The 13,931-nt window shown below is 46.7% G+C and carries 12 protein-coding genes and 1 pseudogene; 8 read left to right on the forward strand and 5 right to left on the reverse strand.

Translation table 11 applies throughout. The features are described 5' to 3' along the window. Window positions 1-41: 41 nt before the first annotated feature. Window positions 42-716: an HAD family hydrolase gene (locus tag DLM76_RS12455; RefSeq protein WP_118955975.1), complete on the reverse strand. Its 675-nt coding sequence runs from the start codon at window positions 714-716 to the stop codon at window positions 42-44. Window positions 717-810: 94 nt separating this feature from the next. On the opposite strand from DLM76_RS12455, the gene DLM76_RS12460 reads away from it, so the two are divergent. From DLM76_RS12460 to DLM76_RS12470, 3 genes are read left to right on the forward strand one after another with little or no spacing between them, the layout of a single operon-like run. Continuing rightward, window positions 811-2,070: a KamA family radical SAM protein gene (locus tag DLM76_RS12460; protein ID WP_118965394.1), complete on the forward strand. Its 1,260-nt coding sequence runs from the start codon at window positions 811-813 to the stop codon at window positions 2,068-2,070. Then, a complete protein-coding gene (locus DLM76_RS12465) occupies window positions 2,067-3,302 on the forward strand; it encodes a D-alanine--D-alanine ligase family protein (RefSeq protein ID WP_118965395.1) in 1,236 nt (411 codons plus the stop codon). Before DLM76_RS12460 ends, DLM76_RS12465 begins: the two co-directional genes overlap by 4 nt. Window positions 3,303-3,312: 10 nt before the next feature. Next, the gene (locus DLM76_RS12470; protein ID WP_118965396.1) at window positions 3,313-4,008 is read left to right on the forward strand and encodes an iron-containing redox enzyme family protein; all 696 of its coding nucleotides are present in this window, start codon (window positions 3,313-3,315) and stop codon (window positions 4,006-4,008) included. Here the strand turns inward: DLM76_RS12470 and DLM76_RS12475 are convergent. From DLM76_RS12475 to bfr, 4 genes are all read right to left on the reverse strand, one after another. After that, window positions 3,985-4,329, reverse strand: coding sequence for a DCC1-like thiol-disulfide oxidoreductase family protein (locus DLM76_RS12475; RefSeq protein WP_118965397.1), 345 nt, complete (start codon window positions 4,327-4,329; stop codon window positions 3,985-3,987). The genes DLM76_RS12470 and DLM76_RS12475 overlap by 24 nt on opposite strands. 205 nt (window positions 4,330-4,534) lie before the next feature. Continuing rightward, window positions 4,535-5,662 (reverse strand): acetylglutamate kinase, encoded by a 1,128-nt coding sequence (locus DLM76_RS12480; RefSeq protein ID WP_118955970.1) that lies wholly within the window; start codon window positions 5,660-5,662, stop codon window positions 4,535-4,537. A gap of 15 nt (window positions 5,663-5,677) precedes the next feature. Beyond that, entirely contained in the window at window positions 5,678-6,925 is a 1,248-nt protein-coding gene (locus DLM76_RS12485) for a THUMP domain-containing class I SAM-dependent RNA methyltransferase (protein ID WP_118965398.1), read from the reverse strand. Further along, window positions 6,922-7,389 (reverse strand): bacterioferritin, encoded by a 468-nt coding sequence (gene bfr, locus DLM76_RS12490; RefSeq protein ID WP_118956086.1) that lies wholly within the window; start codon window positions 7,387-7,389, stop codon window positions 6,922-6,924. The genes DLM76_RS12485 and bfr overlap by 4 nt, the downstream gene beginning before the upstream one ends. Window positions 7,390-7,534: 145 nt before the next feature. On the opposite strand from bfr, the gene DLM76_RS12495 reads away from it, so the two are divergent. From DLM76_RS12495 to DLM76_RS21900, 5 genes and pseudogenes are all read left to right on the forward strand, one after another. After that, window positions 7,535-8,653, forward strand: a complete 1,119-nt coding sequence (locus DLM76_RS12495) for a thiolase family protein (RefSeq protein ID WP_118965399.1) — start codon at window positions 7,535-7,537, stop codon at window positions 8,651-8,653. 14 nt (window positions 8,654-8,667) lie between these two features. After that, window positions 8,668-9,699 carry a glycosyltransferase family 9 protein gene (locus DLM76_RS12500; protein WP_118965400.1) on the forward strand — a complete coding sequence of 344 codons (1,032 nt, stop codon included), beginning with the start codon at window positions 8,668-8,670 and terminating at the stop codon, window positions 9,697-9,699. After that, window positions 9,696-10,988: an aminopeptidase P N-terminal domain-containing protein gene (locus DLM76_RS12505; RefSeq protein ID WP_118965401.1), complete on the forward strand. Its 1,293-nt coding sequence runs from the start codon at window positions 9,696-9,698 to the stop codon at window positions 10,986-10,988. Before DLM76_RS12500 ends, DLM76_RS12505 begins: the two co-directional genes overlap by 4 nt. 106 nt (window positions 10,989-11,094) lie before the next feature. After that, window positions 11,095-13,248: pseudogene (locus DLM76_RS12510) on the forward strand (SpoIIE family protein phosphatase); the annotation flags it as partial. A 42-nt stretch (window positions 13,249-13,290) separates the two neighbouring features. After that, complete coding sequence (locus DLM76_RS21900) at window positions 13,291-13,731, forward strand: tetratricopeptide repeat protein (protein WP_346725443.1); 441 nt, start codon at window positions 13,291-13,293, stop codon at window positions 13,729-13,731. The last annotated feature ends 200 nt before the right edge of the window (window positions 13,732-13,931 follow it).

The following is a 13,931-nucleotide window of genomic DNA, read 5'->3' on the forward strand; positions in this document are numbered from 1 at the left end:
TTTCATTTTCGGAAAAAACGGGAATTCTATGCAGGCAAAAACTACAGGATTGCGGTCAGATCCGTAAGGTTTTTGAGTTCCACTTCAAAGTCGGGGATTTCCCCGGCGGGAGCGTGACCGTAGGCGCAGAACGCGAAGGGACATCCGTTTTGACGGGCCGCTTCGTGGTCCGAAAGCCTGTCTCCGATCATGAGAATTTTGTCCGGTTCGAGGCCGTAGAGTTTCACGTATTCTTTGAGAATTCCTCCCTTGGTTTTGATCCGATCGTTGTCCAGGACGAGAATCGGATCGAAAAAGGAAAGAACACCCGCAACTTCCAAAATGGTTTCGACATACGGTCTTCTACCGTTCGAGGCGGCCAGAATGCGGAATCCTTTTTTGGACAGGGATTCGATCGTTTCTTTGACGCCGGGGTAGAATTCTCCCTCTCCGTTTCGGATGCGTTGGCATAAGAATTTCAGGACGCTGTCGGAAATACCGTCTCTTTGTTCTTCGTTGAGTTGGGGGAGAAGATTTTGAAAGATCGTCTTGACCGGTTTTCCGATTTCCATCATGATTCTGTCCCGGGACGGAAGCTCGATCGGAATTCCCGTGGTTTCGGAAAAATTGCGGATCGAGTCGCGATAGACTTCGAGAATGATTTCTTCGGAGGAGAACAGGGTTCCGTCCACGTCGAAGGCAAGGGCCTGGAGAGAATCGCCGGAAAATGCAGTCATCACGGACAGTTTCTGAAAACGGGTCCTTTTGGCATTTTCTTTTTCCCTTTGCTTGATTTTCCTCCTACGCGGAGAAAATAGGAAGAACCCTCTTATGAAGACTTCGCAGCCGCATTCCTTTGTTTCGCTTTCGGGAGAAGAATGTTCCGCGAACCGCGCCGCGTTGTTTTCTTCTTTCGTATGGAACGATTACAAGGCGCAGCTGCAGAATCGGGTGCGGGGATTCGAGCTGGAACGTTATTTCGCATTAACGGAAAGCGAAAAAATCGGAATCGCCGATACGATCCGTCTCAACGTTTCCGCGACACCCTATTACGTTTCTCTTACGAACCCCGACGATCCGGAAGATCCGATCCGAAAGATGATCGTTCCGCGCGAGGCCGAATCCGTTTTTTCACCGGAAGAATCTCCCGATCCGCTGCACGAAGAACGACTTTCTCCCGTAAAAGGGCTGACGCACATGTATCCGGACCGCGTTCTTTTGTTTACCAATCACGAATGTTCCGTGTATTGCAGACATTGTATGCGCGGACGCAAGGTTTCCGATTCCAAGGAAAGAATGCTGACCGGCGATCTGGAAGCCGCGTTCGAATACATAGAATCGCGTAAGGAAATACGCGATGTCGTATTATCGGGAGGGGACCCTCTCAATCTTTCCGATTCCAAGATCGATTGGATTTTGGAACGTCTGGAAAGGATCGATCACGTAAGGATCTGCAGGCTCGGAACCAGAAACCCGGTCACACTTCCGTTTCGGATCACGTCCGAACTTTGTTCCATCATCGAATCGCACAATACCGATCGACTTTCGATCTTCTGCAACACTCAGTTCAACCACGCGAACGAATGCACAAAAGAAGCGAAGGAAGCCGTGTTGAAACTTCTGAAAGCCGGAGTCAGCGTGGGCAATCAGTGTGTTCTCCTAAAAGGAATCAACGATTCCGGAGAAGCTATGTTAGAACTTCATAAAAAACTGTTGGAGTTGCGGATTCGGGCGTATTATATGTACGACCCGGAATTGATTCCGGGTTCGAGAGGATTTCGAACGCCACTCGCCAAAGGAATCGAAATCATTTCTTATCTGCGGGGAAAGATCGGAGGAATGGGAATTCCACAGTTCGTCAACGATCTTCCCGGAGGCGGGGGAAAGATCACTTTGACCCCCGATTGGTATCTCGGCTATTATAAGCCGGAACGAATGCACGTATTCCGCTCCGCGTTACGCGGAACCTATCATCTCAGCCCGGAACCTCCGGATAGCGATCGGGAGGAATTCTATCCTTCTCTTTCCGCGGAAACCTGGGAGCGGATCGCTCCGAACGCGTTGAGCGCCCAAGAGAAAAAGTTTTTATGAAAGAAGGCAACGGAAAAGGAGTGAACCTTTCGAATGAAAGTCGGTCGGGACTCCACGAAACGTCCGGGGCGGATCTATCGGATCAAAGCCGAAATTTTCAGGCGCCCACCGTGTTGTTGTACGCGGATCTTCATGAGTTCGAAGGAGAGATTCCGAACCGCTATAAACAAGAGTGGGAATCCGAAGCTTCCGTCGATTCGATCTCGAAATTGTTAAGCGACATGGGTGAGAGAGTGGAACTCCTAACGACCCCCGAGGAGCTTTTGGAAACTCTGCAGGTTTATGTGCGTTTGGATCGCAAGGAACGTCCCGTTTTGTTTCATTTGATGGAAGGATTTCGGTCCCGCAATCGCGAATCCTTGATTCCGGCCGCAGCGGAGTTGTTCGGATTTCCTCATACCGGCTCGGACGGCTACGCACAGAACGTTTCTTTGGATAAGAATCTGACTCGGATCTTTGCGGATTCGATCGGATTGCCCGTGGCTCCCGGATTTTTGGTTCGTTCTAGGAATCCGATCGGAGAGGATTCGAAAAGCGCTTCCGTTGCAAATCGGAATTCTTTCTTGAAAAACGAGCGCTCGCTTTCGGAGGAACGTTTCGAACTTCCAAAGAATTTTTCCTTTCCCGCTTTCGTGAAACCCGCAGGAGAAGGTTCCAGTCTCGGAATCGGTGAACAAAACATCGTTCCCGACCTGCGCGAACTGCGCGCGTTTTTATCCGAGTGCCCGGAAGAATTCTTCCCCTATCTGGTGGAAACCTATTTAACAGGAACTGAATATACGATTTCCGTAATGGGTTCGGGAACTCTCGGTTACCGCGTAACCAAAGCCGGGAGATTGATCTTGCAGGACGCGCTCAAAGTCGAGAACGTCTACGGGGAAAAAACGAAATCCAAAGACGTGATGCCGGAGACGCTTGCGTTCGATTGCCCGTCCCGTTTGGAAACGTTCCTTCAGGAACAAAGTCTTCATCTTTGCAAATCTTTGGGAACTTCCGGCGCGGCAAGGCTCGACTGGAAATTGGATTCCTTAGGGAATCCTTTCTTTCTGGAAATCAATTTAACCCCGGGTTTGTCCCCGTTTTATTCCACCTTTCCGATTTGTTATCGTCAGAGCCTGGGGGACGAAAAAACCTTGTTTCAAGAGATTTTAAACATCGCTCGCAACGAATTCGAGACCGATCGATTTTTATATTCTCAAAAAAAGATCCGTCGGATTCTCTCACGGACATAGACTTGAATTTATGCAGACCGCAAGCCTGAAACAAACAACGATCTCCTTTCGCAGCGCATTGGAAGATTCGGTTCGCAATCATCCCGTATTGACTTCCAACCGTTGGCTGGAACAAAAAGAAAGAAGAATGGAAAAAGAAGATCTTCTTCTTTGGCTTCGTCAGGAATACTTCGTAAGCGTCGATTTCGTAAACTGGTTTTTAAACACGGCGGCGATCTCGGAATCCGTGGAAGCGAAGATCGTCCTCGTTCAGAATATCTGGGAAGAATTGGGAGAAGGGAAGGCGGAAGATTCCCATGTTCGTATCCTGAAAAAATTTCTTTCCGATATGGGAGAGGCGGTGGAAGACCGGCACAGACTTCCCGAAACGAAAGCGTATTTGGATTTGATGCAGAAGATCACGACTTCCGACTTCTATTCCGCACTCGGGGCGCTCGGACCCGCGAACGAATACTTGCTGAAATTGGAATATTCAAGAATGTTTGAGTCGTATCGGGATCTGAAATCCAGAATGTCCTTGCCCGAGGGAAAATTCTTTCAGGTGAACCTGGATGCGGACGAATCCCACGCGGAAAAACTCTTTCGTTTGATCGAAGACGTCGCCGACACCGAGGAAAAACGGAACCGCGTGCTGGAAGGAAACAGACTTGCGCTCGACGCAAGGCTCGTGTTTTACGAAGGATTAACGGCTTTTCAGGGACTTTAATAGATTCATACCGATCATTCCGAAAATCGGAATCAACGGAAGATACAAAAGCGGTGCGATCCACCGATATCCTTTGAGGGAATGGCTGAGTTTGCGGACCGCAAAAAATCCGGGGTATCTTCTTCCGTCCGCGATCATCTGCACGTTCCCTTCCGCCACCGAAATGTTCAATGAAGGATGGATTTCCCGTAACTCCTTTTCCGAAAAATCGCGAAACGAACGGAAACGAATCTTAGGGTCGAGGTTGATCGATTGCAGTTTTGTTGCGAGGTCCGCACAGAAAGAACAATCGCCGTCGTATAAAAAAACGAGAGACTGCAAGTAGATTCACCTTTTTGAATGTATTTTTGGGAGAAATTCAGAGGATCGGCCTTCGGCGCCGTTTGTCGGAATTACGACGTTGTACCGTAAAAATCGGCCCCACCCGGACTTGGGTGGAGGGGAGAGGTGGCGGGCAAATTTCACGATAAAATCCTTATCATAGAAAAAAACTTTCGGCAAGAACAAATCGGCCTTGTGGGAGCTCCTACAAAGGCTCGCTCTTCGGCGATTCGAGGTCCTGAGGAAGGTTTTTTAAAAAGGAGCAGACTCCTGGAATGTGTTCCTCTTTGACTCCGATCCAAAAGTAGATCCAGATTCCTTCCTTCTGCATTCCGTCGCAAACCTTCATATACCATTTGGAGATCGTGTTTTCCTTTCTCGCTCTCCAGAATAAGATCGGAAACCGAGCGATCATGTCGTCCCAGATATCCCTTCCGACTCCTTCTCCTCTGGCGATTTCGTCCACGGCGAACTTGGAAAGAAAGGTTCCGAACGGAGTGTTCTTGACTAACGCGCAGCCCTTGTATTCGGATTCGAGAACGATTCCCGCGAATTCCTGTTTCCAGAAATCCTCTTTGAGGGAACGCTGAAACGCTTTTTCGATCAGAAGATTCATCTTCTCTTTCGAGACCGAGTTTACGTCCGCGATAAAATCGATTCTGTTTTTTCTACGGAGAAGCGTCCCGCTTCCTTTGATCGTGAATAATTCCTTTAACAACGATGAGGCGGACGTGACGGCGATTCCGAATTCCTTGTCCTTTACGTTTTTATAAAGTTCCAAACAGGAGTTCAAAAGGGCGGAATCCTCCCGGTCGGCGACTACGGAAGAATCGACATCGTAGATGGAGATCTTATTTCCTTCGGAGTAGATTCCGCCTCTCGTATACAGATGGACTAGCTTTTTCGTTTTCAGAGTGGAGCAAAGTTTGGTTAAGAAGGAAAACAGAGCGGCGCCTTTTTCCTCCGCCACAAAGACCGGAAGTTTTTTTTCCGCGAGAGCGGACGCGACCGATCCGGCCAAGTCCTGAGAATGTCGGAATAATTTTCCGGGAAGAATCGAAGACGTTTCTTCCTTGTTATGATTTCTGTAAAAGAGATTGGTATAGGAGATTCCGTCCTTGTCCAAGACGACGACCGGATACAGATCCAGTTTGTGAAGCAACTTGAGGTTGTAAAGAAGCGCTTCCGCGGATTCCATCAAGGTTCCGGAATCCGCGTAGATGACGGCGAACTTTTCGGGTTCGATCGAACGGAAGAGTTTTAAAAATTGAAACGAATCCTTGGTGTTCTCTGTGACTTCTAAAAGTTTAAGGAGAATTTCCTGATGTTTCATTCTTTTTTGATTCGATTATTTGCCTAGAGTGTAGGCAACCAATTTTCCTTTGAGCTTGCCGATTGTCAGGGATTGTTCCTTGTCTTTTTTGAGTTTTAAAAAACCCAAGAGAGAAGTATCGCCGCAGACGATCGCGAGAACGTTCCCCGCAAAATGGTCCTTGAGCCGTTTTCCCCAAGCCGTATAAATTTCCTTGGCTTCTTCCTTGGTTCCGAGACGAACTCCATACGGAGGATTGGTCACGATATATCCGCCGGATATCTTATGTTCGTTTTCGGAGGTAGTCGCATCGGATTCAAAAAAAGTAATGAGATGATCGACTCCCGCGTTCTTCGCGTTCAGCTTCGCTAAATTCAAGGCCTTTTCATCCAAGTCGGATGCGAAGATTTTCGCTACGGAGGAATTCTTCTCATTCTCTTTGCGGTTCGGTTCGCCGAACAACTTTTGAAACGGAAGCGAAGAATCCAAACTTCTGTAATTCGTATATCCGCCGTATAAAAGTTTCAGAGCCGCCTCGATGACCACGGTTCCCGAGCCGCAGAACGGATCGTATAACGGTGATTTGGCGTCCCATCCGGAGTAACGAACCAGCGCGGATGCGAGAATTTCCCGAACGGGAGCTTCTCCTCCGATTCTTCCGTGTCCTCTTTGTTGAAGCGGTCTCGTGTTTAAACCGAGGGAAAGTTTTGCGTGTTCGGAATGAGAACGAAGATAGAGCAGAAAGTCCGGTTCTTCGCGTGAAATTTTCGGAGGTTCTTTCCCTTTGGAACGGAATCGGTCGAAGATCGCGTCCTTCAATCGGTATGTCGCATAACGTGAATCTTTTAACGCGTCCTTGGTGGTCGAATCGATTCGAATCGAATGTTCCGAGCCGAAAATTCTTTCGAAAGGAAACTCGAGCGCTTGATTGTAGAGATCGTCCGGATCTTCCACTCTCCAGAATTTAAGGGAAACGCTGATCCCGGATGCGATTCCGGTGGAAAGAATAAAATCCTTCAACGCTTTGGACGAACCTTGAAAGAAAACTCCTCCTCGGTTTTCGGCGACGATCTTTAAACCGGCTTCCAATACTTCTTCTCGCAAAAGTCCGGACAATCCGTCCGGACAAGAAGCGTGGTATTCGAAAGAATCCGGTTTTGAAAAATCCCATTCTGATTTGGAAGGAGAGGCATTTTGTCGAGGGCGATCCTTGGGATTTCCCTCCGGCTTTCTTACTTTGAGCCGAAGGGATTTTTTCGGTGCGGGTTTTTTAAAATTCGTCACTCGATTTGTTGCGCTAGATAGTTTTCAACGCCGATCTGACGGATGATTTCCTGTTGGGATTCGATCCAATCGATATGCTCTTCTTCGGAGACGAGAATTTTTTCGAACAATTCTCTGGTTCCGTTATCGTTGTTTTTTACAGCGATCGCGATACCTCGGTTGAATCGTTCCACCGCCGCATACTCGAGTTCGAGATCCACTTTTAAGATTTCTTCGATGTTCTTTCCCACCGCGATCTTCATGTATCTCTGAAGATCGGGAACTCCGTCGAGATACAGAATGCGATCGATGATTTCGTCCGCGTGTTTCATCTCGTCGATGGATTCGTGTTTCATAAAATCGGCGAGTTTTTTGAAACCCCAGTTCTTGTTCATCTTCGCATGAATAAAATATTGATTGATTGCCGTAAGTTCAGCCGCAAGGACTTCGCCGAGGATCTCAAGTACTTCTTTGTTACCTTTCATCGTATTCCCCTTGTATCCATTCAGTATAAAAATCATTCTTAATTTTGCAAGGATAGTTTGTAAACAAGGATGAAAAGTCGTCTTGCATGCGTTATTTAATTTTTTTTGATTTTCAATCTCACAATTTTTGAAAACATAGACTTCCATGTCTTCATCCGTATTCATTATCGATTCCGAATTGAGTCGCTTCGGAAAAACTGAACTTGATTATCATTCTCTTTCGGTGCAAACGGCGGCGAAACTTTTGGAAAGAAATTTTGAGTTTGAACCTCAATTTCTTATTTTTGCGGCGATGGCTCCCGAACGTTATACGGGAGAAATCTTTCTTCCCGCAAGAATCAAGGAAAGCCTCGGTTTAAAAAATTGTTTTACGATCAGAACCGAGACCGCATCCTCTTCCGGCGCGAGCGCTCTGCATACGGCGACGTATCTTTTACGATCGGGAGCGTTTCAAAGAGGGATCGTGATCGCAACCGAGGTGATGAGTCGTCTCGAACGGGAAGAAAACAATCTTCTGCTCGGGAGCGTTTTATCGGAACGTCAAAAAGGATTCGCGATGTCGATGGCACAGGGCGGAGGAATGATCGCGACCCGTTATCTGCACGAATACGGATACGATCGAAAGGATCTATACGCTCTTTCCAAAAAGCTGCACGACAACGGACTCAAAAACGAGAAGGCCCATATCCGAAAGAATATTACGGAAGAAGAATATTTTAAATCTCCCATGTTCACGAGCCCTCTGTGTCTTTACGATATTTCTCCTCTTTCCGACGGAAGCTGCGCGATCTTGCTCAGTTCCGAAAAAAAGAATTCTTCCCGGCCTCTGAAAATTTCCGGTATCGGACACGGGATCGGAAATCTTTCCTCCGCGCCGGGGAGTTTAAGTTTTCCTTCCAGCGTTTCCGCGTTTGCGGGAGCTTACAAAGAATCGGGTCTGAAACCGGAACAGATTCAGATCGCCGAGTTGCACGACGCGTTTACTCCGTTCGAGTTGATCGGAGCCGAAGACGCGGGATTGTTTCCGAAAGGAAAGGCGTTACGTTATGTGAAAGAGGGAAAAACTCATCCGGACGGACAACTTCCGATCAACGCATCGGGAGGTTTGAAAACGAGAGGACATCCGGTGGGAGTTTCCGGCTTGGCTCAAATCGCGGAACTGCAGACTTGGATGTATCGCGAGGATCGTTTTCAAAACGGCTTGGCGCTTTCCATCGGCGGTTTGGGCGTGAATAATTTTGCGACGATTCTTTCCAAAGTTTAGAATGGAACTTAACGGTGAATGAAAAAATATTGCTGATTCAGACCGCGTTCTTAGGCGATCTGATCTTAACGACTTCCTTCTTTCGGGAAGTGAAAAAGAAATATCCGAATTCCCATCTGACGGTTCTCGTCAACAAGGGAACCGAGGCGGTACTCGAGGCGAATCCTCATATCGATCGATTGATTCCTCTCGATAAAAAGGAATTTAAGAAATCCCTTTGGAAATTTTTCTCCTTTCTGTTCGGACTCCGAAAGGAACGTTATACGCTTTGTCTTCTCCCGCATTTTTCCTTTCGATCGACTCTGATCGGATTTGCGAGCGGAGCCAAGGTGCGAATCGGTTACGAATCCGCCGGATTCTCCTTTTTACTCACTCGAAAAATTCCGAGACCGATCCACGGAATGCACGAGGTGGAAAAACTTTTCTCGTTGTTATACGACAAGGAAGAAGTTTCCAAAATTCCGAAACGCCCCGAACTTTTTTGGAGAGAAGAATCCGTGTTCCGCGTGCGGGTTTTGATGAAAGAGAACGGACTCGAACCGGGAAACTTCGTGTTGCTCGCTCCTAGTTCCGTCTGGGAAACCAAACGTATGCCCGCTTCCAAGTTCCGCGTCTTAGGGGAACGTCTTGCAAAAGAATCCGGCAAGAAGGTAGTACTCATCGGTTCCAAAGCCGACGTGGAACTCTGCGAACAAGTGGGAGCCGGTTACGCGATCAATCTTGCGGGGAAAACCAATCTTCCCGAGTTGTCCTTTCTCGTGTCCAAAGCGGCCTTGATGGTCAGCAACGATTCATCCCCGATCCATTTCGCCTCCGCGTTCAACATTCCCACGTTAGCCGTCTTCGGTGCGACCGTACCCGATTTCGGTTATACTCCGCTTTCGGATTCTTTCTATATCTCCGAGATCCAAGGTTTGTATTGTCGTCCCTGCGGAATTCACGGAGGAAGGGTTTGTCCCGAAGGACATTTTCGCTGTATGAAGGAACAGGATACGGACAAACTGTTCGAAACGTCCGTCCAATTAGTAAAAGGGTTTTCCAAATGAATCAGAATCCGTACAAACAAAGAATCGCAGACGTACAGAAAAGACTCAAAGAAGGGGAGGTTCTGATCGTTTTTGCGGCCTCTCATTTAATCCGAAATCGGGACGTGGACTATAAGTTTCGTCAGGATTCGGATTATTATTATCTCACGGGTCTGGACGAATCCGACGGAATTCTAATATTAAAAAATTCTTATAAATCCATCTTCGTTCTTCCTAAGGACAAGGAAAAGGAGATCTGGACCGGGATTCGGATCGGAAAGGAACAGGCAAAGAATCTTTTAGGTTTGGACGAATCCTTCGATACGACCGAATGGGAATCCAAACTCGACGAGATCCTCCTCAATCAGCACACTCTGTATCATTTTTTCGGAAAGAATCTCGTTCGGGATTCCAAACTCATCGAATGGATCTATTCCCTCAATCAAAGATCGAGAGAGGGAAAATTCGGTCCGAGAAGAATCGAATCTCCCGATTTTCTCCACTGGATGCGAATGTTCAAATCTCCTCTCGAAGTCGAGGCGCTCCAGGAATCGGCGAGAATCACGGCTCTCGGTCACGATCGATTGATGCGCGAATCCAAACCGGGAATGTTCGAATACGAACTCGAAGCGATCCTCGAATCGGAATACTTAAAACACGGAGCCTGGGGCGGAGGTTACGGACATATCGTAGCCGGAGGGAAGAATGCCACGATCCTTCACTATACGTCTAACAACTGTCAGTTGAACGAAGGAGAACTCGTGCTCGTGGACAGCGGCGCGGAAAAAGGGTATTACACTGCGGACGTAACCAGAAATTTTCCGGTGGGTAAAAAATTCTCCGCGGAGCAGAAAGCCGTTTACGAAGTCGTATTGAAGGCACAAAAAGAAGCGGTCGCAAACACGAAGGAAGGAACCGAGTTCGTCGCGATCCACAATCAGGCCGTCAAAACGCTCGTGGAAGGTTTATTGGATTTGAAGTTGCTCGAAGGAAACGTCGAATCCGTATTGGAACAAGGAACATTCAAAAAATATTATATGCATAGAACGAGTCACTATCTCGGGATGGATGTTCACGACGTGGGAACGTATTATCAGGACGGAACTTCGAAAAAACTGGAGAACGGTCAGGTGATTACGATCGAACCCGGGTTGTATTTCGATCCTTCGGACGAAACGATTCCGGAAAGGTTTCGCGGGATCGGAATCCGAATCGAAGACGACGTTCTCGTGCAAGGCGCGACTCCTGTGAACTTAACGTCCATGATTCCGAAAGAAATCGAAGAGATCGAGTCAAGAAAGAGAGGATAATCCCGTTGAACGCAAGTTTTACGTTTCGATCGTTCTAAATACGACGAAAGAGGAATTCCTTTTTTATTAAACGACAACGATCTTTCTTAAAAAACTCTTTTTTTCCTTGTCGAAACCGCGAGAAACGTTAGTTGTATCGTTTCTTGAGGTTCCAGGAAACTTGTATTTTTATCTTCTTTCCATTCTACTTTCTTTTTTTGTTACAATTTCCCTCTCTTCGGAATCGATCCAAACCATCCCCTCGTTAGACGGAATCGTCAGTTTAGATTCTTCCAAGGAACACAAATGGGAGATCACGCTTGAGTCGATCGACCCCGTATCTTTTTCGCATTCGTATTTGGAAGGAAAGAAGGATTTTGACAAGATTCCTTTTTTGCCGTATTCGCCTCCCGGCGTGTATAAACTTCCGAACGAGTCCCTCCAAAACGTAACCATCGTTAAGAAATTCATCGCTCCGAAAGAATGGAAAGCGGCCGCGATTGCGGTTCGTTTGGGGATGATCACCGATAAGGACAAAGCGTATCTCAACGGAGTGTTGATCGGCGAAACGGGAGATATGAATTCGGTTTTGCCCCAGGCATACGATAAGATTCGAATCTATTCGATTCCGAACGAACTGATCCGCAAAGGAAAACCGAACATTCTCGTGATCCGAGTCAAAAAATTCTTTCGATACGAGGTGGGAATCGAACAGGATCGGACCGCGATCGGCGACGCTTCCCTCGTTCAAAAGGAACTTCTGCGCGCGGAATATATTAAGATTTTCTTATTGATGATTTATCTCACCGTGGGCGGTTATTTCCTTTTCCTCTACGTGAGACGCCGAACCGACAAGGAGAATCTATACTACGGTTTGTTTACGCTTCTCCTTGTCGTTTATCAATTCTGCAGAAATCAGGTCAAATACGACCTCGGAATCGAGTTCATCTATATGAAAAAGGCGGAATATATCATTCTGACGATCTTGGTTCCGATCTTTGCGAACTTTATACGGGCTTATTTTAAGTTTTCCCGGAATATTCTGCTGAACGTCCTCGACGTGTCGTATGTCTTTTTTACGCTCTTTTATTTCGTTTCGAACAACGTGATTCATTACAATCTTCTGAACAAACACGTGGTTCAATACGGATGGATCCTGTATGTGGGGATGGTTTTATATTATCTGATTCAACGTATGATTCAAAAGGATCGGGACGCTCTATTTATTCTGGGAGGAGTGTTGATCACCGTATTCGCCGTCGTTTTAGACACGCTCGGTGCGAGAAACATCATCGTATTTCCGAGAATTCTCGGTTACGCGTTTCTATTCTTTATCTTGAGCATCGCGACGATTCTCGCGAACAAATTCGTTCGTTTGAACGAAGAGGTCGAGGAACTCAACGAAAGCCTGGAAAAGAAGGTCGAACAAAGAACGGAAGAATTAAAACTCTCCTTGGAACAGGTCAACCGTTTGAAGGTTCAACAGGACGCGGATTACTTTCTGACTTCTTTACTCATCAATCCGCTTTCTTCGAACCGGAATACGAGCGATATTATAAAAACCGAATTTTATACGAAACAAAAGAAATCCTTCGAGTTTAAGAATAAGACATACGAGATCGGCGGGGACATCTTGATTTCGGGTAACGTGGAACTTCGCGGAAAAAAATACGTCGTCTTTGTCAACGGAGACGCGATGGGAAAATCCATTCAAGGAGCGGGAGGAGCGCTCGTAATGGGAACCGTATTCAATACGATTCTAACCCGTTCCGGGATTCCGACGCAAAAGGATAAAAAACCGGAGAAGTGGTTGGAAGAAGCCTTTCTGGAACTTCAGAAAATTTTCGAGTCCTTCGACGGTTCCATGTATATTTCGATCGTTCTAGGTTTGGTGGAAGAAGATACCGGGCTTTTGTATTATATCAACGCGGAACATCCTTGGACGGTTTTGTATCGCGACGGAGTCGCATCCTATATCGAAGAGGAGTTGACCCTTCGGAAAATCGGTATTCCCGAAAACGAACAGCATCTCGTTATTAAGAATTTTCAAATGCTTCCGGGGGATACGATCGTGATCGGCTCGGACGGAAGGGACGATCTTTTGATCGGAAACGAAGAGGATCGGATCATCAACGAGGATCAGAATCAATTCTTAAAAAGAGTTGAGGAAGGATACGGAGATCTTCGGGAAGTATATGATCGAATCTTAAAGTTCGGAGGTCTTGTCGACGACCTGACGCTTTTAAAGATCACGTATCATCCGGGGAAAAACGGGACTTCCGCGCCCGCGGATTCGTTTCGATCCCGTTCTTACGAGGACGTATTGAAACGAGGAACTTCCTTTTTACAGAACAACAGGGTTCGGGAAGGATTGGATCTTTTGGAGCAAGCGCTCGAGCTCAATCCGAAAGGAGAAACGGTTTTAAAAATCCTCGGAAGATATTATCTCAAAGAAAAAGATTACGCAAAGTCGGTCGGTTATTGGGAAACCCTTTTATCCGAAAATCCGGAATCCGCCGAATGTCTCTATCATATCTCCCTGTGTTACAAAATGCTGAAATTCTATCAAAAGGCCGCAGAGACCGGGGAAAAGGCTTATTCCGCCGATCCACTGTATATCAGGAATCTAATCAATCTTGCCGATATATATAAAATAATGAATATTCAGGATCGTGCAATTACGTACGTGAAAAAAGCTCTCGTATTGGATCCCCACAACGCCAAGGCCATTCAGGTCAAAAATTCACTCGAAACTGAAATCTGATTTTTGAAACGACATCACGACTGTGTCGCTTTAAATTCTACTTGCTCTTAGCGGCTTCTCGAAATTTATGGCAAGAGCAAGCGGGATTTCGCATGGATTCTTTACAACTTGCTAATATATAAATATTTTCTCGCAAATACTACCTTTTGCTTAGTCGCTTTTGGGCGAAGGTTTTTTATGAAATTTACGATCGCCGCGGA

The organism is Leptospira yasudae, from assembly GCF_003545925.1.
GTDB lineage: Bacteria > Spirochaetota > Leptospiria > Leptospirales > Leptospiraceae > Leptospira > Leptospira yasudae.